Here is a 25,268-nt window from a genome sequence, read left to right as displayed (position 1 = left end):
CCAAATGCTTTAAGTAAACTCTGCTTTATAAAAGTTAAATTGCAATACAAAAACATTTGCCCATGTACATAGAGTCCAGAAAAATTCACCTTATAGAGGAGGTGCTAAAAGTGGAGGATGAATCTACCCTGAACGCACTGGAAAGCGTTTTGAAGAAGGCAAAGAAAACCAGGGGAAAAAAGAATGGCATATACGACTTTGTAGGTGTAGTTACAAAAAAGGAAGCTGCCCAAATGCGAAAAGCGATTGAAGATACCTGCGAAACCATTAATGAAAATGACTGGAAATAATTACCTGTTGGACAGCAATATAATCATTGAAATATTTGACGGGGATAAAGCAATTGCCGACAGGCTGGACAAACTGCCAACTTTTTACATTCCCGTAATTGTTCTTGGGGAACTCTACATTGGCGTTAATAGAGTTACTAATAAAACCAAGCATTTAAAAATGCTCACTAATTTTCTGGCGCTTGGCACTGTATTAAACGTAAATGGGCAAACGGCCAATATTTATGGTGAGATGATTGCACGTTTATACAAAAAAGGCAAGCCCATACCCACGAATGATGTATGGATTGCCGCAATAGCTTACGAGCACAGCCTTACGCTTGTAACAAGAGATGTGCATTTTAATGAGATTGACAAAATCAGTATAGAAACCTGGTAAGAAAAAACCGGCATAGCTCATCCAAACCTTTCCACCTCAAATGCTTTCATGTCAATGCTTGCCGGTTGACCGTTTACCGCTTCGCTTACCAGCTTGCCGGTGCCGGGCCCAAGGCTTAAACCCAGCATGGAATGCCCCGTAGCAACCACTACATTCTTATACTTTTTTATCTTTCCAATGTAAGGGATACCGTCTGCGGAGCATGGCCTGTAGCCGTACCAAATCTTATCCACGGTTGGCATAGGTATGTCAAACTCGGGAAAAAACCTTTTAACCGCATTCAGCAAACCTTCTATGCGGTTCATACGTGGCGGGGTATTGGTGCTGGTAACTTCCATGGTACCCCCAAAACGAATCTTGTTGCCGTCCATGGGCGTAATGGCTGCGCGGCCCTCTACCAATATAGCCGGATAATTAAGCTTGTATGGCGAATTTTCCAGCGTTAGCGAATAACCCCTTCCCGGCATCAAAGGAATTTTTGTATCGGCCAGGGCGGCAATTTCGCGGCTCCAGGAGCCTGTGGCTATTACTACATGATCAGCATCGTAAGCCCCGCTTTTTGTGATGACACGGTTTACTTTACCATTGGCTTTTTCAAACCTGGTCACTTCTTCATTGGGCTGCAACTGAACGCCTGAAGCTTTTAGCTTATCCATCAGCCCATGCATCAGCTTATAGGGGTACAGGTGTGCATCACATTTAAAAAAGATGGCGCCCAATCCATTTATTTTGGTGTGAGGTTCCAGTGCCTGCATTTCATCATAAGAGAGCAGTTCCGCATCCAGGCCAAGTTCATGCGCCTTTTCTACAGTATGTTTAGCATGTTCCCTGTTTGGTTCTGTTTGAAAAATATCCAGCAGGCCTTTATGCTCATAAGAAAAATCGAAATCTTTTGCCCACCGTTCATATTCATGCTGGCTTAACAGGGCTATATCCGTTAAAGGTTTTGCTGATTGCTGCACATGTTGCGGCGTAGCGCTTTTCATAAACTTAAGCCCCCAGTCAATAAGCGCTTTGTTAAGCCTTGGCTGTACGTAAAAAGGGCTCTTTGAATTCAGCATCCACTTTAACCCCTGCTTTACTATACCCGGTGTGGCCAATGGTATAAAGTGGCTTGGACAAACATAGCCTGCATTACCGTAGGAACAGTTGTCGTTAAAATCACTTTTGTCTAACACGGTAACCTGCCAGCCGCTCTGCCGCAGGTAATAAGCTGAACTTAAACCTATAATGCCGCCGCCAATAACCACGGCACGCCCTGCTGAAGAACCTGATGCCCCGGCCTGGTTATACATAAAACTCACTTTCATTTTTAACTGTTCAATGTTTTTTGTTCAATGTTTAATGTGGGCGATTGTGGGTAAGGGACATGGCCGTTACCTTATTACCCTAACGCCAAACACACGCCCCGCTGTTTTTTGGTAATTGGATTCTATACGCACTGTAATACCTGTTTTATCGCCAATAACCTCTTTGGGAATACTGTATTCTTTATCGTAAAATTTACCGGTTTTGCCGCCGGTTAATTCTTCGGTGGCAATTTTTACACCGTTAACAAGAATATCAAATTTGCGGTCTTTATCATCGCCTATATAGGTTAGCAGCAAATTGTTTTGTAAAGATGGGTCAACTTTCATCTCAAAAGAAAAGAAACCGCCGGCACGCACTTCCCTGCCGTTAACACCAATGGCATCGCTGACATAACTTTTTTCGCTTGCGGTTAGGTTATGGTCACGCTCCGGCTGCATTTCGCCGATACGGAATACATCAATGGTACGTTCAGCTATTTCTTTCTGCCGCTTTTTATCCGCTTCGTATTCTGCCTGCCTTGCACTCCAGTCTGCATTAGTAAAGTAATCCCAATATACACTGTAGTACTTGTTGTACATTTTATAAAAGGGTACCAGCTTAACATCGTAAGGTTTACCCACGTTCTTCATTTCAAAGCTAAGCGGCGCATCTCCTGATGGTTTAATCCAGTCGCTTACATTTTTGTTATCAGTTAACAGTACAGGTGTACCAAACACAGGGTCAGGCATAGTATCGCCAAGTACCCCAGCCAATACCAGCGGGCCGTACATTACCGCAATGCGGTTTGCATTGTCTGGCATGCTTTGGGTATGTAATGTTTTAGCGAGGGTAAGTTTTACCTTATCGTTGTTTTTCCACTTACGATTAATAACAATAAAGCCATCAGCATCTGTTTCTGCATTCACCGGTTTACCATTTACCAATACCGCTGTATTGTTGGCCCAGTAAGGCTTGCGTACACGCAGTACAAAGCTGCCCGGTTTACCCTCAACAGTGAAATTGATGTCATCCGCCTCCGGAAAAGCTGTTTGCTGTGTAATAACAACATTATTTTCTTTCCAGTTTAACTGAGATGGGACAAACAGGTTTACATACAAGCTGCCATCAGCACCCTGGTAATAAATGCCTTCGCTGTATTTACTGTGGTTTTCCATGCCGCTGCCCACACAACAGGTAAAAGTATTAAAGGGTTTGCTGAACTCTTTTTTAGTACCCATGCGCAGCGGAACAAAATAACACATCATGCCATCTTCAGGGTTTTGCGATGCAAGTATGTGATTATATAACGCACGTTCATAATAATCGCCCAACTCGCTGGTGGGTTGCCAGCTAAACAGGTGACGGGTTAGCTTAAGCATGTTATATGTATTGCAAGTCTCGCAGGTATTGTCGCTAAGCCTGTCATTCAGCTTATCTGCTTCGCCACAGTATTCATAGTTGCTGTTGCCCCCAATTACATAGCTGTGGTGGTACACCATGGTTTGCCAGAAAAAAGTAGCGATTGTTTTATCGCTTTCCCTGCCGGTTAAATCGTACTGGTAAGCGCTTCCGATGGCCTTGGGCACATTGGTATTGCTGTGTTTGCCTGGCATAGGGTCAATCTTTTGCGACAAGGGTTTCATCACAAAATCATCGTAGAATTTATAGGATAAATCCAGGTATTTTTTATTGCCTGTTATAGAATAAATGCTGGCCAGCACATCGTTCATGCCGCCATACTCGCAACGCAGCATTTTTTGCAGTTGTTCTTCATTAAGGTTCTTCAGAACATCGCCGGTCCAGTCGGCCATGCCCGTTACCACATCCATTGCTTTGGTATTACCACAATACAGGTAAGCATCTACCAACCCGGCCATTACTTTATGCACGGTGTACCAGGGGCTCCAGCCACCATTCAAATCAAAGCCGCCTGTTTTTATCTGCCCTATGGATACTTTGTAAAAAATACTGTCTTCGTTGGGTATGGCGCCTACATAACCTGTTTTTCGTGCAGCCTGGCAGCGGGCCAGCTCCTCAACAATATAATTGACCCGTTCTTTAAATTCCACATTACCTGTTGACACATACATCATGCTAATGGCCGATAAGTAATGCCCCAGCGTGTGGCCCGAAAGCCCCTCGCTCTCCCAGCCTCCATATACATCTCCTTTGGTGGGCAATCCTGCATTCCTGTAAAAGCGGTGCAGCAGCCTGTTTACATCAAGACTAACCAGGTAGGCTGAATCTTTTTGCATAGCATGGTGCAATGCGCTGCCGGGCAGCAGCTTTACATCCTTCAGGCTAAAGCCATACGTTTTTAACTGTACTACAGGTTTTACCTTAAAGCGGCTGTCATTCCTTTCAGGAAGATATGATTGCGCCGATGCCTGTAAACATATTGCCGCGATTAACACACTACTGCAAAAAAAAATTTTCATGCCTTCACTATGTTTAATTAATGAATGATATTCCGTACGTTACCGTTTATGTTATAGATACCAACGACATATTTTTATAGCATCGCCTGTTGCGTCGCAATCACTTCATCGCCTGCATCATTGGGCGGCATTTAAGCGGGTATTAAACATATCGCACCTACGGCGCTCTTAACAGTTTTGCTTATCCCGCTATATGAAGTGTAGACCCTTCAGATGTTTATTCTATCGTCGCCGCGATTTAACATCAGTACTAAGGAACAATGTTCTACGAATCGCAATTGCTGCCATATTAATCCGGACGTACACGCTGTGCGACGCAATCCCGAAGTTTCGGGACCATGAAATACAAATGCCGGGTCCATAAAAAAATATACAAAACATTAATCAGCAACATCAGCCAAATCAGTTTTAAACCCCGGATCAGCCGATTTTCTTGCCATAAAATATAGTGGTATGCCCAGCAATACAATACCCAGGCCCGGCCATGTATACTTAGGCTTATACACAAACAATGCAACGCATATAATGGAAGCCAGGAGCACATACAATGCCGGCAATACAGGATAACCGAAAGCTTTGTATGGCCTTGCAATTGCAGGCTGTGTTTTGCGCAGCCTGAATATGCCGATGATGGTAAGTATGTAAAAAATAAGCACTACGAATATTACATAATCCAGCAGATCTCCATAACGGCCGCTGAGGCACAATACTGATGCCCACAGGCATTGCATCCACAAGGCTTTTGCAGGAACAGCGTTTTTGTTAAGCTCGCCAGCCTGCTTAAAGAATAAACCATCCTTGGCCATGGTGTAATAAACCCTTGCGCCGGCAAGTATTAACCCGTTGTTGCAGCCAAAGGTGGATATCATAATCATAACAGCTATTACATAGGTGCCGCTGTTGCCAAAAATGTTATGGCTTGCTGCTACAGCTACCCTGTCGTTGGCGGCAAAAGCTATCTCGTTAAGCGGCAGTACGGCTATGTACACCAGGTTAACGGTTACATAAATGATTGTAACAATCAGGGTGCCCAGCAACAGGCTTAAACCAATATTGCGTTTGGGGTTTTTTATTTCGCCGGCAATAAAGGTTACGTTGTTCCAGGAATCGCTGCTAAATAAACTGCCCACCATGCTGCCGGCAATAGCGCCTATAGCCGCTAAGCCCATGTAACCGGTTACGCCACCACCCGCTGACAAATTTTTCATGGAAAAAGCATTGGCCCAGTTGGCCTGCCATACATTTTTATCAGCGCCAAACAAAAGGCCCAGCACCACCAAACCAACCAGCGTTGCAATTTTGGTAATGGTAAACGTTGTTTGTATCATTTTGCCTTCCTTAACACCAAGTGTATTAATGTAGGTAAGCACAACTATCATTACAATAGACACAATTTGTGCAGCAGATATTTTAATAAAGCCAACATCCGCAAGAATATTCGTTTCGCTCAGTGAGGGGAAAATGTATGCCGCAAACTTGGAAAAAGCTACACCCACCGCAGCTATGGAACCTGTTTGTATAACGGAGAAAAAGCTCCAGCCATATAAAAAACCTGTAAGCGGGTTGTAAGCCTCCCGCAGATAAACATATTGACCGCCAGCCTTAGGGTACATGCCGCTTAGTTCGCCATAACTCAATGCCGCGGTTAGCGTTATAGCGCCTGTTAATACCCATATCAACAGCAGCCAGCCGGCAGAGCCAACGTTACGTGTAATATCGGCGCTTACAATAAAAATTCCGGAACCAATCATAGCGCCGGCCACCAGCATAGTGCCATCCAGCAGGCCGAGTGATTGTTTAAATGTGTTGCTGTTATTTGACATGGGGGTGTTTAAGCTGTTAGTTTTGAGTTACGAGCTATGAGATATAGCATTCAATAATCAATTTTCAGGTACCGGCGTTTGCCCTTCCTGCTTTACTGCTAACTTTATCTGTTATTTTTACTCACCACTCACCACTCACCACTCACCACTCACCACTCACCACTCACCACTCACCACTCACTATATCACCTGGAACCCATACGCATAGGGGTCATCAGCGGGATTAATGGAGATGGTATTGTACCCATAAATCCTGGCCCATCCTTCAACACTTGGCCTTATGGATGGCTTTCCGTCCACCGTTGTTTCTTCTTCTATCCGCCCTATAAATTTTGAACCTATAATACTCTCGTGTATAAACTCGTCTCCCTTCTTCAATTTGCCCTTGGCATACCACTGTGCCATACGTGCTGAGGTACCTGTACCGCAGGGGCTGCGGTCTATAGCTTTGTCACCGTAAAACACAGCATTCCGGGCAGTGGATGCGGGGTCAAGAACAGCGCCTGTCCAGAGTATATGTGAACAGCCGTTGATGGTTGGGTTTTCAGGGTGTACAAACTGGTACTTTTCGTTGATGCGTTTGCGCATTTCCCTTGCCCAGGTAATTAGTTTATCCGCTGAGTAATGCTCCAGCCCTTTGAAATTTTTCTGTACATCAACAATGGCATAAAAATTACCACCATAAGAAACGTCAACCACCAGTTCGCCAAGCTCCGGGCAATCTACAGTTAACTCTGCAGCGGCCAGGTAAGCCGGCACATTGGTAAGCTTAACACTTTTAACCTTATCACCTTCCTGTTTGTACTCAATCATTACAAGACCGGCGGGCGCCTCCATACGGACGATGCCCGGTGTTTTTGGCACAACCAGGCCTTCTTCTATAGCGATGGTAATGGTGCCGATAGTACCATGACCGCACATAGGCAGGCAGCCGCTGGTTTCAATAAAAAGTACAGCCACATCGTTGGCTTCGTTGTGCGGTTTATACAGTATGCTGCCACTCATCATATCATGGCCCCGGGGCTCGAACATAAGGCCCTTTCGTATCCAGTCGTACTCCTTTAAAAAATGCTGGCGCTTCTCGCTCATGTTACTGCCATGCAGTTCAGGCCCGCCTGCGGCAACTAATCTTACAGGGTTACCACAGGTATGGGCATCTACACAAAAGAACAAACCCTTACCTGCTGAAGGAGGGCTAAACTCCCCGGTAACGATACCTGTTACTTTATTCTTAAGAGATGATACACTGGTATTTATTGTCATACGATATTAACTGAACCATGATATAAGGCAAATGAATACCTGTTTACACTGCCTGCTCAATAAAGTACCAGGCCCTTCGTTTTGCTCAGGGCAGGCTACTAAGGCAATTGCTGAATAAGCCTCATCCGCCCTTCGGGTACCTTCTCCTAAAGGAGAAGGGAAAAGGATGAGTAATGTTCTGAACGTACAAGAGTGCGACGCAACGAAGCCTCATAGAAGTTCGTCCTGCCGGGCCCATAAAAAAAATGCTGCACTAACAACGTGTGATGTTTAATAAACACACACATGGTTGCCCGTTATTTAGCAGGGGCAACATATTTATTGTTGAAAATTCTTACGATACCTAATGGATTGGCCTGCTGCAGTTCGGGTGGAAGCAATGCATCAGGAAAACCCTGGAAGCACAAGGGCCTAGCCCAGCGTTTGATGGCGGAAGTACCAACGGAAGTAAACCTGGCATCGGTAGTGGCCGGGTATGGCCCGCCATGCACCATGGCTGCGCAAACTTCCACACCGGTTGGCGCCGCGTTGATGATAATCCTTCCGGCTAAAGTTTTTTGCAACTCAAGCACATCTGCATAAGATGACAAATCATCCTGCGTTGCCATGGCTGTAGTAGTTAACTGCCCGTGCAGGGAAAGGAGTACTTGTTTCAGCTCATCCATATCGCTGCATTCAATAACGAGCGAAAAAGGGCCAAACAACTCTTCCTTAAAATGCGGGATATCCAGAAAAGTGGCAGCGCTTACTTTGGCCAGTGTGGGGTAGGCTTCCAATCCTTCAGGCTTTTGTTCGCTTTGCGCCAACACATCTATGCCTTTTTCTTCCAGCATTTCGTGCAAGCCTTTGTTGTAAGCCTGGCAAATGCCGCTGTGCAGCATTTTTTGCGGCGTTACTTTTTTAATTTCCGTTGACAGCAACGCCAAGAAGTTATCCAGCGCCTGGCCTTTTACAGCCAATAATAAGCCCGGGTTGGTACAAAACTGCCCCATGCCTAAAGTGATGGAACCCGCGTATTGCTGGGCCAGTGCGGCCGCATTGCTTTGTAAAGCCGCGGGATAAAATACTACCGGGTTAATGCTGCTCATTTCTGCAAAAACCGGTACCGGTTTTTCTCTTTCGTTGCTATAAGCCTGCAATGCTTTGCCCCCCGCGAAAGAACCAGTAAAACCAACACCGGCCGTAGCAGGGTGTTGCACCAATGCTTTGCCTGTTTCGTTGCTTTTTCCTTCCACATGCTGTACCGTATGTTCGGGAACACCGCTTGCGGCAATGGCTTTTTGAATAGCCTCATAAACCAGCAACGAAGTTTGCGCATGCGCAGGATGTGCTTTAATAACCACGCTGCAACCGGCGGCCAGGGCGCTGGCTGTATCGCCACCGGCGGTGGAAAACGCAAATGGAAAATTGCTTGCGCCAAATACCACAACAGGGCCCAGCGCTACCAGCATTTTACGTATATCCGGCCTGGCTGGTGTTCTTGTACCATCGGCTTCGTCTATGGCTGCTTCAACCCAACTGCCTTCTCTTATAACTTCTGCAAATAACTTTAACTGGTTGGTGGTACGCGTAAGCTCTCCGTTAAGCCTGGCCAGGGGCAGGTTAGATTCCTGGTTGGCTATGGCAACAAGCTGTTCACGTTTTAATTCTATCTGCGCGGCAATCTCTTCCAAAAAAGATGCCTTTGCAGAACCAGGTAACCGTTTGTATTCATCAAACGCTTTAGCAGATTGCTGCATTACCGTCTTGATATCTGTAGAAATTTCCGGAGCTGTAATTGTGTTTGTCATTGGTAAGCTTTTAAAACGAAGGTACGGCAACTTTGCTCTTTGGCTTATCCAGCTCAATTGACAGGTAGTCCGGCAGTTCCGGCCTGTTGGCCAGGGCGGTATCAATAATCTTCAGCACACGATCTCTTTCAGCGCCTGCAATGGTTAAGCGTGGCGCCCTTACATATTCTGAACCAACACCCGCACGGGCACCGGCCAGCTTAATGTATTGAACAAGCTTAGGATGTATATCCAGCTCCAGCAAAGGCATAAACCAACGGTAAATGGCAACAGCTTCCTGGATACGGCCAGCTTTTACCAGCCGGTATATGGCTACCGTTTCTTTGGGGAAGGCGCAAACCAGGCCTGCTACCCATCCGTCTGCACCTAGTAACAACTCTTCAACGGCAATGGTATCTACGCCGCAAAGAATTTTGTACCTGTCGCCAAAACGGTTAATCATGCGGGTAACATTTGTTACGTCCCTGGTAGATTCTTTTACGGCCTGTATGTTGTTGCATTCAGCCAGTTCCTCAAACATCTCCAGTGTTATTTCTATCTTGTAATCAACCGGGTTGTTGTACAACATTATAGGCAGGCTGGTAGCATTGGCAACGGTTTTAAAAAAATGAACCGTTTCCCTGTCATCCGCTTTGTAGCGCATCGGGGGTAAAAGCATTAATCCTTCTGCACCCCAGTCTAATGCCAGTTTTGCCAGTTTAACGGCTTCACTGGTGGCGCTTTCAGCTATATTTATAATTACGGGCACTTTACCATCAACCAGTTCAACCGCCGTTCTAACAAGTGTTTCTTTTTCTTCCAGTGTAAGCACGCTGGCTTCACCAAGGCTGCCGCCCAGTACAATGCCGTCCACACCAGCTTCTACCTGCGCGGTAACATTGTTTTTAAACCCTTCTATATCCAGTTGTTCTGTTTTGGTAAGATTTGTTGTAAGAGCGGGAAACACTCCTTTCCATTGTAGGCCCATAAAGTTTTTTTTCAAAGGTATTTTTCCTGCTTAAAAGAAGCAATACCTCATTTGCTGAATTATTTACCGATATTAGCTATCTTTAAAAGAAAAATAAAATAAACCTGCAATATCAGTTAATATGAAGGTGCTTCAGTTTACTATTCCCGTTGCCAAAGAGCATTCCATTGTTGTGCAGGAAGAAAAGCTGCCGCATTTTTACAATCACCTGCACCGCCATAACGAGGCACAGATTACCTGGATTATTAAAGGGGATGGTACGCTGATCGCAGGTAATTATATGCAGCCATTTAAAACGGGAGATATTTACATTCTCGGGCCCAATCAATCCCACATACTAAAAAGTGATCCATCTTATTTTGACAAGCGCAGAAAAAAATCCGTAGAAGCGCTTACTGTATTCTTTAACCCGGATGGATGGTTTATGCCGTTACTGGAACTGCCTGAAATGAAGGCGCTTAAACGGTTTGTGCTATCCATGTCGTCTGGTTACAAGATACCCAAAGAATATGCCGACGATGTTGCCAAGGCCATGCTAAAAGTAAGGGACAGCAAAAATGGCCTGCGGGTAGCGGCATTTATTGAGCTAATGCAACTTTTTGCGGGCATTAAAGCGCTGGCGCCGCTGGCCAATGCCTCTACCGAAAAAGAGATTACCGATACCGAAGGCCTGCGCATGAACGATATTTACCAATATACCATGGAGCACTACACCGAAAATATTTCCCTGAAAAAAATAGCCTCCATAGCGCACCTTACCCCACATGCCTTTTGCCGCTACTTTAAAAAGCACACACGTAAAACCTATGTTACCTTCCTTAACGAAATACGGGTAAGCGAGGCCTGCAAAATTATGCTGAATGGTAACTTTGAAAACATAGCTTCGGTAGCTTACGATACAGGCTTCAGCAATGCCGTTACGTTCAACAGGGTTTTTAGAAAAGTGTTACGCAAATCACCTCGGGAATATTTGCGGGAGTACACGCAAAAAGTAGATTGACCAATTAATAATCCGTTTCGTACGCATGGCATTGGCAGTATGTTAAACCATGACAGGCAGGGGGTGCCCCCAAGCTATCGAAAGGGGTCGGGCTTTCCGCTATTACTCCGGCACAAAAGCCCTGCTACAATGGCCTCACCGGGGTAGCCGCTTCAATCCCTCACCCACGGGTGCAACACGCTGGCAAAGCGCAATAGCCTTAATGTTTACCCTCTAATTTATTTACATACTCTAATGCTCCTAGCCTTATCTTTATCGCCCTACCGGTAGCCTTTTGCAGTTGTAATTCTTTCCTGCAAAAAAATGGCAGATTTTTAGTGTAATGCCCGGGCGGCAGCGTATATGGCTTTACGCCGGTTAAAGCAACGCTGTCAGTAAGGCGCAGGATAACAGGTAGATGCGCCTGGGTAGTATCTGTTTTGTCGAATGCCTTTACAACAACGACAAAAACTAAATTAACAACCAGTATCGTTATTCTTTTGTACATGAAAGCGATATTTGTGCCTTAAATTTACGATGTTGACAGGCTGATTAGTTTTTTTGCCGCAACAATTAAGAAAGGAAAGCGTAAGCCTTTGCTACCGGGCCGGCTGGATTTTAAAAAATTGGAAACCTAAAAATGTCATTAAGTCAAAGTTTACAGCAGAAACTTTTACAGAAACTATCACCACAGCAGATTCAGTTAATGAAGCTGTTGCAGATACCTACAGCTAACCTTGAGGAACGCATTAAAGAGGAGCTGGAAGAAAACCCGGCGCTTGAAATGAGCGATGAGAACCACGAGGACAGTTTTTCGGAAGAGATGCAGGATGAATTTACCAGCAAAGAAGAGGATGAATACGAAAAAGACGGCAGCGAAGACGATTACGGAAATCTCGACATCAGCGAGTATGTGTCTGACAGCGATGATGAGGTAGGAGATTACAAATTACGCGACGATAATTACCCGGAGGCGGATGATAACAAAACTATCCCCTTCAGGATTGAAGACAGCTTTCACGAACACCTGCTTAACCAGTTGGGCATGCTTTCCCTGGACGAGAAGAGTTTTAAGATAGCAGAACAGATTGTTGGCAGCATAGATGATGACGGATACCTGCGCAGGGAAATTTCATCCATTTCAGACGACCTTGCTTTTCGCCAGAATATAATGGCAGCCGATGAAGAAATTGAAAGCATCATAAAACAAATACAGCAGTTTGACCCGCCCGGTATTTGTGCCCGCGACCTGCAGGAATGCCTTTTACTGCAGCTTAAACGGCAGGTGGTTGAAGGCAAGGATGTTGCCCTGGCCATACTGGTGCTGGAAAAATACTTTGAAGAGTTTACCAAAAAGCATTACGAAAAAATACAACGCGGCCTTAACCTTACTGATGACGACCTGAAAGATGTTATTACTGCTATCATACGCCTTAATCCCAAGCCAGGCGGTAACATGGGCGAAATAAACAAGGCCGAAAGCTACATAGTTCCTGACTTTTTTATTTTGAATAACAATGGCAAGCTGGAGCTTACCCTTAACTCCCGCAACGCACCAGACCTGCGCATCAGCGAAGGTTACCGCGATATGCTGAAGGACTATGACCGCGGCTCTAAAAAAGACAAACGGCAGAAAGAAGCAGTACTGTTCATTAAACAGAAAATTGATTCCGCCAAATGGTTTATAGACATGATAAAGCAGCGCCAGCACACATTGCTCAGCACTATGGACGCTATCATGAACTACCAGCGTGAGTTTTTCTTAACCGGCGATGAAACCAGCCTTCGCCCGATGATTTTAAAAGACATTGCCGAAATAACCGGCCTTGATATATCCACGGTAAGCCGCGTTGCCAACAGCAAGTTTGTGCAAACGGAATTTGGCACTTACCGGCTTAAGTTTTTCTTCAGCGAATCGCTGAGTACAGAAAGCGGCGAAGAAGTAAGCACCCGGGAAGTAAAAAAGATACTGAGCGATTTAATTGAAGGTGAAGACAAATTGAAACCTCTTAGCGACGAACGCCTGACTGAATTACTGCAGGAAAAAGGTTACAACATTGCACGCCGCACAGTGGCCAAATACAGGGAGCAGTTAAACATACCCGTGGCAAGGCTGCGCAAAGAGTTATAAAAAGGTTCTTGAAAACTATTTATGGATACACAATTAACAGCCGGCAGCAGTAACGCGTTGGTAAAAATACCGGCAAAGCTTGTTTCTTACCTGCTGCACCCGCTTTTTGTACCCACCTTCATTTTTATATGGATGACAATGCGGTTTCCCTACGAGTTCAACATACAGGAGAGGATGCTGAAACTGCGCATGGTAACCGTTTTCTGGACGTCTGCCTTCTTTCCCGCCTTTACCGTGTTCCTGTTATGGCGCCTTAAATTTATCAGCGGCATTTTTCTGCGCAATCAAAAAGACAGGATTGTACCTTATGTGGCCACCATGTTTTTTTACTGGTGGCTGTGGTACCTCAGTAAAAATTTTACAGACCAACCTTTAGCCCTCAAAAGTTTTTTTCTTGGTATTTTCTTTTCAACCATTCTTGGCCTCACCATCAATAATTTTCTAAAGCTCAGCATGCATGCCATGGGGGCCGCCGGTGGCTGGGTTTTTATGATACTGGTTTGCTTTCATTATGGTTTACACCTCGGCACAGACCTTAGTGTAGCCACCATTCTTGCCGGTCTGATATGTTCCGCAAGACTGGCCCTTAGTGAGCATTCAACAAAAGAAATTTATGTTGGTTTTTTTGTAGGGGTCATCAGCCAGTTACTGGCATACATTATCACGTTTTAAACAAGCTTCCCGCCCTGTTGATTTTTCCCACTGCGGCCAACCATGATACCAGCTATATATTTTCATGGCTTCGCCTGTTGCAAATATGATTTTGTTATTCATTAGTCTTTCAGTGAAAGAATAATGAATAATCAATCCGTTCATCGTTCTGTTCTTTGGGCATCGTCCCGGCTGTAGTGTAACAGTTGGCGTTTAACCGCAGTTGCTCCGGTATAACAGATGTTTACAATTGCACGAAATGAATTGTGGAAGGTTTACGGGAATTAAAAGGGGAGGCGGCTACTTTTTGCCGGTATTAGCTGTGCTTTTCACACCCATTAGCGCGGGTGGCATTAGCTCGTTGTTTTCCGGTGCGGTAATAACAACTGGGTCAATTACCGGCTTAAAAGCAGGCCATTCAAAGTTGGCATTCATTATTTTGGAAACCATGCCGTAGCGCATGTCGGGGTTATAGGTAAAAAAGCAGCTTCCGTCTTTAATTGTTTCAATAATATCGCGATAGCATTCCATAGGCACTGCCGGGCAGCCAAAGCTTCTGCCAACAAATCCTTTTTCATCAATACGTTCTTCATTTACATAACGGCTGCCATGCAGCACTACGCCTCTGGCACGTACGCGGTCGTTAATGCCTGGCTCCATACCATCAAACCTAAGGCTAAAACCTGCACGTCCGCGGTAAGTTTCGCCGGTTACAAAAAAGCCTAAAGAACTTTTATGAGAATTGGTGGAATTGCTAAAGCTGGTGGCAAACTCTTCCCCTGACTTTTTACCATGAGAAACATAAGTATTAAACATCAGCTTTTTAGCTAGCAGGTCAACCACGTACAATCTTTTATGGGCGCTGCTTTGGCTGTAGTCGCAAATAGTAAGATAGTTGGGATTAGCCAGTTTATTTTCGCTCAACAGGTATTGGTAGCCTTTGTAAGCAAAAAAGAATACATCCCTTGACAAGCCAGAGGTATCCAGGCCCAGTTGAACATACAAAGAATCTACAAGCTGGTTAGCCCTTTCAGAAGCCGCCGCATCAGGCAGCAGGGAAACGAACTTTTTCTTATCGTCTGTAAAAAATTTATACCTGGCAGAGGCAGAAATAGAGGCAGCAATGCACAATACAAAAACCAACAGGTGTCTTCTTGTCTGCATGTAATTCTATTTGGGAGTCTGAAAAATAGCAAATTTTCAGCAGTAATAATGCCTTAATCGCTTTTTTATTGCCCGCGAAGGTAAAAAAGTAAATTTAATCGGTAAGTTAAGGTAGATAGGTTACGCATTTACCCACTCTGCAGCAATTAATCAAACCAGGAATACTTCGCTAAAATTCAATAGCTTATTTCATACAATTATAGCAGGCTACTCTTTTCCTGCCTGCAATTCATCTATTTAAAACGCAGTTAAGCGATTTGCCCTTTCAAATGCATGCCGGCACTTGTAGCTTTGGTTAAACACCAGGCTGCAGCACCAGGCATATACTTCCGGGATATTCAAAAACTCCTTTAAACATCGGTAAAATGATATTCAGCTTTCGTACGGCCATTACGGCCGCTGCAATTCTATTGCATTGTACATACCTCTGCGCCCAGGGCATGGGCATAGGTACCACCACACCGGCTCCAAGCGCCCAATTGGATATTACCAGCACCACCCGGGGGCTGCTGATGCCCCGCATGACAACGGATCAACGTGTGGCCATCGCATCGCCTGCGGCGGGCTTACAGGTGTACGATATTACCACCAGGTCTTTCTGGTACTACAATGGTACAGCATGGGTGCAGCCATCCGGCGGCAGCAGCGGCCTGTGGGTAGCCGATGGCGCTAATATTTACAACAGCAACGGCGGTAATGTAGGCATTGGAACGTTAACACCATTCGCTAAACTGCACATTGCGGGCAACAGCCGTATAGATGGCACCTGGTTTGCCAAAGGCGCCGGCTTACATACCGGTTATGACGATCACGGCAATTTTCGCTATTGGGGCAGCGGTTTTTCAACCGGATACGTGGCAACCGACTGGCGGCTGGAATCTAACAACGAAATGTTGCTTACAGGTAATAAAATGCAGGCCTACAACCGGGCTGACGCAGATGGCGTGGATGATGAAGCCATACCCCTGCTGCTAAACCCCCTGGGCGGTAATGTAGGCATTGGCACAGATTACCTGCCTGGCTACGCAAGGCTGGAAATAAGCATTGCGAATGGAGAAAGGGGCTGGGCAGTGGGCAACGGCAAATACAACATGCACAGCTTTTTGGGTGGGGCCGGCAGAAGCCCCAACAGCGAAGGTTGTTACCTGGGTACAGGGGGCCAATCCGTACCACTGCATTTTTTTACCAATTCCCAGTGGGCGCAGGTAACGCTGTTACCCAACGGCAATGTAGGCATTAATACAACCGAACCCAGTGGTAAGCTGGACATAAAAGGCTCCATCAATTACAGTCATTTTTATTACGGCGCAGATGAAAACACTTACATACGCGGCGGCAAAGCAAACAGCACAGTGATTATCAACGACGACGGGGGTAACGTTGGCATAGGTACACCAAACCCTACCCATAAGCTTACGGTAAATGGTACCATCCGCGCAAAAGAACTGCGTGTAAATACCGGTTGGGCCGATTATGTTTTTGAAGACGATTACCCGCTAATGCCGCTTGCAGAAGTTGAGCGTTACATTAACCGGCATAAGCATTTACCCGGCATACCCGAAGCTGGCCTGCTGCAAAAAGAAGGTGTTGATGTAAGTGAGATGCAAACCAAAATGATGGCCAAAATTGAAGAGCTTACCTTATACCTTATCGCCACCGAAAAAAAACTGGCCGTTTTACAAAAAGAGAACACTGAGATTAAAAGGCTGCTGCAACGGGCTTTGGGAAATACCATCAACAACGGTTTTTAATACGCGGTGCATTAGCCAATTGTTCATTTATCATGACAACGGAATACCCAGGGATGCAGTATTAGCTGCTGCGTAAAGCGTTGCAGTACAAGAGTGCGACGCAAGGGACGCTCAATAGTAGTTCCTGCTGCCGGGCCCATAATTGTCTTTGCCCGGGTACATGGCCTGATGAATTATTTACCAACAAAATTTTATGCTGTGAAGCAACTATTAATAACCTGCTTTTTATTGCTGGCAGCAGGCAGCTTATCTGCGCAACGGCTTAGGAAAAAACTGGTATTGGATACTACCGTTGTGCAGGCCGTATCCGCCGGTGGTTCCATACAATTTAAACGGGAAAAGAAAATAAAGCCGCAGGAAATGGTAACCCGTTACAAGCAAAGCCTGCAACTTTCGCCGCTGGATGAGATGAGGCTGCAGGGCACGGAAAAAAGTCCGGATGGCAGTGTGCATTACCGGTATAAACAATACTATAAAAATATACCGGTTGAAAGCGCCACTTTTTTAATACATGCCGCAAACGATATAGCGGAAACAGCCAATGGAACCATTCTTAGCTTTGAGGCAGAAGCCGATACCACACCCGCAGTTGCAGCACAACAGGCAATTGCCATTGCCCTGCAAAACAGCAAAGCCAGTGTTTACTATTGGCAGGATGAAACCAAAGAAGCAAAGGCAAAACAAAAAGGTAAATCTTACTACCCTAACCCTGAACTATGTTTTTACAAAAACAGCGACAGCAGCCTTGCTTTGTGTTACAGGTTGTATGTGTATGCCGTGCGGCCTCAACAAGCTTTGCAGTATTTTATTAATGCCCGCAACGGCAATATTGAAAAAATAAAAAACCTGCAACACAACTGCGGGCATTACGCTAAAGAATATGCACCGGGGCCAATGGCAGAATTAAACTGCGCCTTTTCAACCGTAACATCTCCCTGGGACGGATTGAAAACGGTGTACGCCGTTTATAACAGCGACAACCCAACCTACCCTTACCGCAGCATTGACAATTGCACACCGGCTGTTATAACTGTAATGGATTCGCTGGGCACCGCAGGCGCCACTGCGCCCAACACGAATAACTGGGATGTTGCCCTGCCAGGCCGGCCGGCCTGGCAAAACCGGGGCACAGGCGTAATAGGCTGGACATTACGGCAATGCGCCAACTACTACTATGCACGTTTTAACCGCCAGTCTTATGGCCACGACAATGATAATGGAGATATAGACGCTTACTTTCCGGTAACCTTTCAGCGGCCGGACGGCAGCTATTACAGTACCAATGCCAGCTACTCTTATGATGCTTTTGGTAACGATGAACTAAAGTTTGGCTTTGGCGTAGGCGCCCAGGTAACTGATTGTTTTATACCTCCGGATATTACCGGTCATGAATACACGCATGGCGTAACAGAATACCGTGCTGATTTTGACTATGAAGCAGAATCCGGCGCACTGGATGAATCTTACAGCGATATTTTTGGCGAAGCGGTTGAACGTTATATAAGGGGTGATTGCGATTACCTGGTAGGTAACGAAATTACAGCAGGCTCAAACAGTGGCGGCCCGCTTTATTTCCGCAACTCGGTAAGAAGCCTTATCAATCCACAGGATACAGGCTGGCGTATAGAACAGCAGCCAGACAGGTATAAGGGTACCGGCTGGAAACCCACCACCAACCTGGATGATGACCACGGCGGTGTGCACCGCAACAGCGGCGTACAGAATTACATGTTTTATCTTTTAACTAACGGGGGAAACGGCTATACCAACAATGCCACATCTCACGGTGTAGACGGGGCGCATATAGGCTTTAGGTACGAGGTGGCGGGTATTGGCTTTGACAAGGCCATAGCCATAGCCTATGCCTCTCAGAATTACCTGACAGAAACTTCCGGTTATGCAGAAGCAAGAAACGCCTGGGTACAAGCTGCGGTGGCATTATACGGCACCTGCAGCTATGAAGCCATACAAACGGGCAAAGCCTGGAATGCTGTTGGGCTGCCGCCACCCGGTACCAATGCCGAGCAGGTGTGCACGGTAACCTACAACAACGGCTTTTATTACAGCCTTGGCAGTTTTGCCTATGTATTAAGCAGCACAACGTATATGGATGTGGCTGGCCCTGTTTGCGATGCAAATGTTAGCGCTACCGGGTACTTGGTTACCATGCAGGCACAGGGCGATATAATTTTTAAACCAGGTTTTACAGCGCCGGAAGGAACAAACATTGTAGCCAATAACGAAGTGGATGAGTGCAGGTATGCAGCTTTTTAGTACAAAAAGTAAGCCCCTGTAAAAACAGGGGCCGCAACCAAAACTAACTGCTTATGAGAAAAATGTAATTTATTTTTTGTGTGTTATATTCTGATGCAAATTTACCTTACAGGTGTAACACGCAATGTTAAAATACCCTTGTAATATTAACCGTTATATTAAATAAATCATAAAGCGCCCCGGTTATGCATTAATTTGCCCCATGCACTCCCCGGTTTCAGATATAAAAGTTGCGGTTGACGCTATTGTGTTTGGATATTCTAAAAACGAGGGCGTTTCTGTACTGTTAATACAGCGCAAATACGAGCCTTTTAAAAATAGCTGGGCCATACCCGGCGGTTTTGTGCTTGAGCATGAATCGTTGGAGGAAGCCGTGCAGCGGGAACTGGGTGAAGAAACAGGCATAACCGTTAATTACCTGGAACAGCTTTACACCTTTGGCAAACCCGGCCGGGACCCCCGCCAGCGCATTATTTCCGTAGCCTACCTTGCTTTGGTAAAATCATCTCAATTTCAACAGCTTAGGGCCAGCACCGATGCTGAAAACGCTCAGTGGTTTAATATACAGCAACTGCCGCAGCTTGCTTTTGACCACCAGCTTATACTGGATACAGCCGTAGAAAGGGTAAAAGCCAAAGTGCGCTACCAGCCCATTGGTTTTGAGTTGCTTGATAAAAAGTTTCCTTTTGCCGATTTGGAAAAGCTTTACATAGCATTGCTTGGCCGGGATATAGACCGCCGCAATTTCTCTAAAAAAATGCTGGCGCTGGGCATTCTTGACGAGACGAATGAACTGGCCCGGTCAGAAGGCAAGGGCAGGCCCAGCAAAATGTACCAGTTTAATAAAAAACGGTACGAACAGTTGCTGAAAGAAGGGATTAATTTTGAAATATAACAATGTTTATCCCCGCAAAAATTTCCTGCAAAATGGTAAAGCCATTACACTTCTCCGCTATCAGTAGTAATTTTTTGGGGGTGCCCCTCGTACCTCGGGTCGGGCTTTCCGCTATTACTCCGGCACAAGGCCCTGCTGCGATGGCCTCACCGGGGTAACCGCTTCAATCCCTCACCCGAAAGCCGGTTACCGGATACAAGTTGCCGGTCTGTTCATTACGTAATTGGGTCAAATTTTTTTAAGGCGATAAAGCGCAAAGTCCGTATAGCGGTAGAGCCGCTAACATTAAACGTTGAACAAAAGAACATTGAACAGCCAAAGCCTCGTAGAGGCAGCATGTTAGAGTTACTGCTTCGGTATTCACTTTGCAGGTTGGCTCTTTGTTAGTCATTCAATATTCCTTGATCCTTGTTCGATATTTCTTATCCGGGTCTGAAAAGATGCCTAATGAACCGAACGATGAAAGGATTGCGACGCAACTGGCGATGCCACACTGTATCTGTCGCTGGTATCCAAATTCTTCTTGTTGCTGCTGTACAGATGATTTGTATTGCTGGCGAGTAAAAATTACATTACAATATAAAGGCGGCCTTTAAGTGAGTTCTGTATTTTTATCAAAATTTACCGGCGGCAAAGCGCTGGCATTTTAAATAAAGCGTATGGATACGGCAAACTCATTTAACAGGCTGGTGGAGATTATGGACGACCTGCGGGAAAAATGCCCCTGGGACAGGAAGCAAACCATACATACCCTGCGCCCTATGACCATTGAAGAAACCTACGAGCTGGCAGATGCTATTACCGGTGAAGACTGGGCTAACATTAAGGAAGAACTTGGCGATATACTGCTGCATGTTTTGTTTTATTCAAAAATTGGCAGCGAGCAGCAGCGGTTTACTTTGCAGGAAGTAATTAACGGCATAAGCGAAAAACTGGTTAAACGCCACCCGCATATTTATGGCGATGTGCAGGTAAACGATGAGGAAGATGTAAAACGCAACTGGGAAAAAATAAAGAAGCAGGAAGGGAAGAAATCTGTTTTAAGCGGTGTGCCCACATCTTTACCCGCTATGGTAAAAGCGGCCCGTATACAGGAGAAGGCTAAGCAGGTAGGATTTGAGTGGGAGAATAAAGAGGATGTATGGAAAAAAGTGGAAGAAGAAGTGGCTGAACTGAAAGAAGCGATAACCCTGGATGAGCAGGACAAGATAGACGAGGAGTTTGGCGATGTGCTGTTTAGCCTGGTAAACTACGCACGGTTTTTGCGTGTGGACGCCGAAGGCGTTCTTGAAAGGACCAACAAAAAATTTATTGACCGTTTTACCCAAATGGAGCAGATAGCTGAACAGCAGGGAAAGAATCTGCATGATATGACCCTTGCCGAAATGGATGCCATCTGGAACCAGGTTAAAAAAACAAACTCTGCAAATTGATTCGTGTACTTAAGACAGCGGTTTTCAGGCATGGATATCTATTCATTGCCGCGGCATGGCTGTACACCATATCGTTTGTTTTAACCAATTATATTTCTTTCAATGCTTCGCCCGCCGGCGTTAAAAGAAACCTGGAACAATATATAGCCACCCAGGAAAAAGATTTTGAAAACCTGCTGGAAGACCAGGCTTTTGTAAAAGGTATTATTGCAGACGCGGGCAATGCCTATAAAACTGCGCTTACCAAAAAAAACTATGGGCTGTTTGCTTATTTGGTTAACGACCTTGGCAACCCGGTTCAGGTTTACTGGAACACCAACCTGATGGCCATTAACCCGGCCGACCTGAAAAAGCCCGACGGTACTTACGCAGTGGAGTATCAAAATGGTTTATTTGAGCTGGTAAAAGCAACCCGGTATGTTAACGGCGCTTCTTACATTATTGCAGGGCTTATTCCGCTGCGCTGGCAGTACTTTATACAGAACCGCTACCTGCAAACACGTTTTGCTCAATATCCATCGCTTGATGATTTTTACGAAACCGGCAGTGGCGATAACAGTATACCCATCTATAACTCATACAATAAACTGCTTTACAGAATTGTAAAAAAAGACAGGGCAGATATTGACCAGCCGGGGGGGCTTTCCATAACCTTGCGGGTGCTGGCTATTATACTGGTATTTGTTTTTATTAATGCCGTAGCCACGCAACTGGTAAAAATGAAAGGATTTTATACCGGTTTTGCTTTTTTGGTGGCTATGATTTTGCTGATACGCATACCTGGCTACTATTTTTCCTTTCCCTTTAACTTCAGGAGCTACGATCTGTTTTATCCGGGCAACTATGCATCCAGCGAAATACACCGCAGTCTGGGTGATTTAATTATTAATGTTATCCTTTTTTACTGGCTGGTGGTATTTGTTAAGTTTAACAATACAGGCCAGTGGAACTGGAAGCCACCCGTAATAAAAAAATGGATGCATGTGGTAGCGGTGGCGGCACTGTGTACGCTGCCGCTGGTTACATTCGGCTTTGCTGATTTAATTAAGGGGTTGGTGCTTGATTCACAAATATCGTTCGACGTAACCAATTTCTTCAGCCTGAATGCCTACGTAATTATTTGCCTGCTTATACTTTGTTTCCTTATCCTCTCTTATTACCACCTGGCAACCATGTTGCTCTTGCCATCGTTAAAACTTTCGTACAGTTTGTTTATACGTGTTGCGGTAATAGCGGCATCGGGGCTGTTGCTGATTGTACTGCGGGTTTACAACGATCCTATTGATGTTAAAATAATGATACTGTTGTGGATTATCGGTTTTATACTGTTAACCCAGTTGCGCAAGCAGGATAATAATGTACAGTTGATACGTTCGCCCTTTTTCCTGTTTTGGGTAATTTTCTTCTCCGCATTTGTTACTACGCTGGTAATACATCACTATAAAACAAAGGAAGTGGTGCAACGTAAAAATTTTGCCGAAAAGCTTTCTTTTCAAACAGACCCACTGGGCGAAAACCTGATGGGGCTTACCACCACCAATTTTACCAACGCGTTCAGAGCCGAAAATTTTAAACTACTTACAGGCGAAAGCAGCAACCGCAGTTTTAAAGACAGCCTGCTGAAAGATAATTTTTCCAGCTACCTGAACAAATACGATACACGCATTTACACCTTTGGTAAAGATTTTAGCCCCTTGTTTAATGAAGACCCAACTTCGTATTACGGCCTTAAATCAATCATTAATAACCGCGGTAAGGGTACCACCATTCCTGGCCTATACTACTACGAAAGCATCAACGAGGGCTTTACTTATATCTACGATCATGTTATACGAGGCTTTCGTAAAGACACGTTGGGGTATCTTTTTATAGTATCCAAGCCAAAGCGGTACAGAACAGAATCATTATTTCCTGAACTCTTTAAGCAGGATAACAGCATTATTAACGATATAAATGCCGGGTACTCCTACGCCCTTTACAGTAAGCAAAAGCTTATTGCCAATTTTAATGCTTACAGTTTTTCAGACACTCTTTTAAACAACCAGTTGCCAAAATTTGAATTTGAGATAAGAAAAAGAAAGGGTGTGGAGGAGCTATGGCATAATGCCGGCAACGCTAAAACAGTATTGGTTATAAAAAAAGATAATTGGTTTGCCGAATCGCTTACTTTCTTCTCTTACCTGTTTACCAATTTTATACTGGTGGTAGTATTGTTTCAATTGGGTTTGATATTCTTTAATGCCAGGTTTCGCTGGAAGGAAGTGAAGAATGTTTTCAGCTTTAACATCCGCACCCAAATATTGTCCATCATTATTTTTATCAGCCTGTTTTCTTTCATCATTATTGGTATAGCTACCATATCGTTCTTCATCAAGCGCTATTACAACAATAACCAGGAACGTTTGGCCAAAACCATCCAGGTAATATCCAACGAGGTGGAAAACCGCATAAAAAGCCAGTTGATTTTTGACGATCAGTATGACCTGGTGGAGATTGGTTTAAAAGGCGACCTGGAGCGAAAAATAATCGAAATAGCGGAAGAGCACAATGCGGACGTTAATATTTACGACGAAACAGGAAACCTACGGGCTTCTACCCAACAACTGCTGTATAACAAGCAAATATTCAGTACCAAAATGCAGCCGGATGCTTACTATAACCTGCATTATGCCCGCAGGTTGCAGTATATGCAGGATGAAAAAGTGGGCAACTTTTCTTACCAGAGCGCTTACGCCCCAATTAGGGAAAACAACGGAAAAGTAATCGCTTACCTTAACATACCCTACCTTAATACAGAACGGGAATTAAATCAGGAAATATCCAACTTTCTTGTAACGCTGATAGATTTAAACGCCCTTATCTTTTTACTGGCCGGCGCTATCGCGTTACTGGTAACCAACAGGATTACTTCTTCATTCGCCCTTATAAGCAGCCGTATGAAACAGGTAAGCCTGGGCAAAACCAATGAAGAGATTGAATGGGAAAGCAACGATGAAATTGGTGTTCTGGTAAAGGAATACAATAAAATGGTGCACCAGTTGGAAGAAAGTGCCATGGCCCTTGCCCAAAGCGAAAGAGAAGGCGCCTGGAGGGAAATGGCGCGGCAGGTGGCCCATGAAATAAAGAACCCGCTAACACCTATGAAGCTGAGCATACAATACCTGCAGAAAGCCATAAACAATAATGCGGATAATGTAAAAGAGCTTTCCTCCCGTGTAGCCAATACGTTAATTGAGCAAATTGAGCAGCTATCCAAAATAGCGGGTGATTTTTCCCAGTTTGCCAATATTGGCAGTAATATGATGTTGGAAAGGTTCTCAGCTAATGAAGTGCTGGAGTCTGTCATCAACCTGTTTAAAGCCGATGCAGATATTCTCATACTATGGGAAAAATCTGATGAAGCCTGTATTATTGAGGCCGATAAGCTTCAGTTAAGCCGGTTGTTTACCAACCTTATTAAAAACGCTATTGAAGCTTCCGGGGATAATAATCCTATAAGGATATTGGTTACGCAACATATCAAAGATGACCATGTGGTGGTTGCCATCCAGGATTATGGCACAGGCATTCCTCAAAACATGAAGACCAAAATATTCGAGCCCAATTTTACCACCAAATCATCGGGCACGGGCCTGGGCCTGGCTATATGCAAAGCCATTGTAGAAACTGCGAAGGGGCAAATATGGTTTGAGACCAAAGAAAACATAGGCACAACCTTCTTTGTGTCTATTCCATTGGCAAAATTGTAAG

18 protein-coding genes are annotated in these 25,268 nt (G+C 45.0%); 10 read left to right on the top strand and 8 right to left on the bottom strand.

Translation table 11 applies throughout. The annotated features are described in order from the left end of the window. The first annotated feature begins 62 nt into the window (after positions 1–62). Together F0364_RS27260 and F0364_RS27255 are read left to right on the top strand one after the other, a co-directional pair. Positions 63–290, top strand: a complete 228-nt coding sequence (locus F0364_RS27260; RefSeq protein ID WP_153800987.1) for a hypothetical protein — start codon at positions 63–65, stop codon at positions 288–290. Next, positions 277–669: a type II toxin-antitoxin system VapC family toxin gene (locus F0364_RS27255; protein ID WP_153800986.1), complete on the top strand. Its 393-nt coding sequence runs from the start codon at positions 277–279 to the stop codon at positions 667–669. The genes F0364_RS27260 and F0364_RS27255 overlap by 14 nt, the downstream gene beginning before the upstream one ends. A gap of 17 nt (positions 670–686) precedes the next feature. On the opposite strand, the gene F0364_RS27250 is transcribed toward F0364_RS27255, so the two are convergent. From F0364_RS27250 to F0364_RS27225, 6 genes are all read right to left on the bottom strand, one after another. Beyond that, positions 687–1,979 (bottom strand): NAD(P)/FAD-dependent oxidoreductase, encoded by a 1,293-nt coding sequence (locus tag F0364_RS27250; protein ID WP_235921328.1) that lies wholly within the window; start codon positions 1,977–1,979, stop codon positions 687–689. Positions 1,980–2,045: 66 nt separating this feature from the next. Further along, positions 2,046–4,397 (bottom strand): glycoside hydrolase family 127 protein, encoded by a 2,352-nt coding sequence (locus tag F0364_RS27245; RefSeq protein ID WP_153800985.1) that lies wholly within the window; start codon positions 4,395–4,397, stop codon positions 2,046–2,048. Between the two features lie 380 nt (positions 4,398–4,777). Then, positions 4,778–6,220: an APC family permease gene (locus F0364_RS27240; RefSeq protein WP_153800984.1), complete on the bottom strand. Its 1,443-nt coding sequence runs from the start codon at positions 6,218–6,220 to the stop codon at positions 4,778–4,780. A gap of 180 nt (positions 6,221–6,400) precedes the next feature. Next, positions 6,401–7,483 carry a 4-hydroxyproline epimerase gene (locus tag F0364_RS27235; RefSeq protein ID WP_153800983.1) on the bottom strand — a complete coding sequence of 361 codons (1,083 nt, stop codon included), beginning with the start codon at positions 7,481–7,483 and terminating at the stop codon, positions 6,401–6,403. A 296-nt stretch (positions 7,484–7,779) separates the two neighbouring features. Beyond that, on the bottom strand, positions 7,780–9,273 hold the full coding sequence (locus F0364_RS27230) for an aldehyde dehydrogenase (NADP(+)) (protein ID WP_153800982.1): 1,494 nt from the start codon (positions 9,271–9,273) through the stop codon (positions 7,780–7,782). Positions 9,274–9,283: 10 nt separating this feature from the next. Continuing rightward, positions 9,284–10,240 (bottom strand): dihydrodipicolinate synthase family protein, encoded by a 957-nt coding sequence (locus tag F0364_RS27225; RefSeq protein ID WP_153800981.1) that lies wholly within the window; start codon positions 10,238–10,240, stop codon positions 9,284–9,286. 121 nt (positions 10,241–10,361) lie between these two features. On the opposite strand from F0364_RS27225, the gene F0364_RS27220 reads away from it, so the two are divergent. Next, a complete protein-coding gene (locus F0364_RS27220) occupies positions 10,362–11,240 on the top strand; it encodes an AraC family transcriptional regulator (RefSeq protein ID WP_153800980.1) in 879 nt (292 codons plus the stop codon). A gap of 199 nt (positions 11,241–11,439) precedes the next feature. Here the strand turns inward: F0364_RS27220 and F0364_RS27215 are convergent, their stop codons facing one another. Then, positions 11,440–11,727 (bottom strand): hypothetical protein, encoded by a 288-nt coding sequence (locus tag F0364_RS27215; protein WP_153800979.1) that lies wholly within the window; start codon positions 11,725–11,727, stop codon positions 11,440–11,442. Positions 11,728–11,859: 132 nt separating this feature from the next. Between F0364_RS27215 and rpoN the strand changes: the two genes are divergently transcribed. Continuing rightward, a complete protein-coding gene (gene rpoN / locus F0364_RS27210; protein ID WP_153800978.1) occupies positions 11,860–13,350 on the top strand; it encodes an RNA polymerase factor sigma-54 in 1,491 nt (496 codons plus the stop codon). A gap of 21 nt (positions 13,351–13,371) precedes the next feature. Next, on the top strand, positions 13,372–14,022 hold the full coding sequence (locus tag F0364_RS27205) for a hypothetical protein (protein WP_153800977.1): 651 nt from the start codon (positions 13,372–13,374) through the stop codon (positions 14,020–14,022). Between the two features lie 279 nt (positions 14,023–14,301). Here F0364_RS27205 and F0364_RS27200 read toward each other — a convergent pair whose 3' ends face one another. Continuing rightward, a complete protein-coding gene (locus F0364_RS27200; RefSeq protein WP_153800976.1) occupies positions 14,302–15,165 on the bottom strand; it encodes a murein L,D-transpeptidase catalytic domain family protein in 864 nt (287 codons plus the stop codon). Positions 15,166–15,530: 365 nt separating this feature from the next. Between F0364_RS27200 and F0364_RS27195 the strand changes: the two genes are divergently transcribed. The 5 genes from F0364_RS27195 (at position 15,531) to F0364_RS27175 (ending at position 25,267) form a co-directional block, all read left to right on the top strand. Beyond that, complete coding sequence (locus tag F0364_RS27195; protein ID WP_153800975.1) at positions 15,531–16,916, top strand: phage tail-like protein; 1,386 nt, start codon at positions 15,531–15,533, stop codon at positions 16,914–16,916. Positions 16,917–17,114: 198 nt separating this feature from the next. Then, complete coding sequence (locus F0364_RS27190) at positions 17,115–19,190, top strand: M4 family metallopeptidase (protein WP_207632906.1); 2,076 nt, start codon at positions 17,115–17,117, stop codon at positions 19,188–19,190. Positions 19,191–19,392: 202 nt separating this feature from the next. Next, positions 19,393–20,085, top strand: coding sequence for an NUDIX hydrolase (locus F0364_RS27185; protein ID WP_153800973.1), 693 nt, complete (start codon positions 19,393–19,395; stop codon positions 20,083–20,085). A gap of 659 nt (positions 20,086–20,744) precedes the next feature. Next, on the top strand, positions 20,745–21,518 hold the full coding sequence (mazG, locus tag F0364_RS27180; RefSeq protein WP_153800972.1) for a nucleoside triphosphate pyrophosphohydrolase: 774 nt from the start codon (positions 20,745–20,747) through the stop codon (positions 21,516–21,518). Beyond that, a complete protein-coding gene (locus F0364_RS27175) occupies positions 21,515–25,267 on the top strand; it encodes a sensor histidine kinase (protein WP_153800971.1) in 3,753 nt (1,250 codons plus the stop codon). Before mazG ends, F0364_RS27175 begins: the two co-directional genes overlap by 4 nt. Position 25,268 lies beyond the last annotated feature (1 nt).

This window comes from Foetidibacter luteolus, assembly GCF_009650435.1.
GTDB classification, from domain to species: domain Bacteria; phylum Bacteroidota; class Bacteroidia; order Chitinophagales; family Chitinophagaceae; genus Foetidibacter; species Foetidibacter luteolus.
The sequence above is the reverse complement of the archived record's forward strand: the minus strand, read 5'-3'. Positions and strand labels throughout refer to the sequence as shown.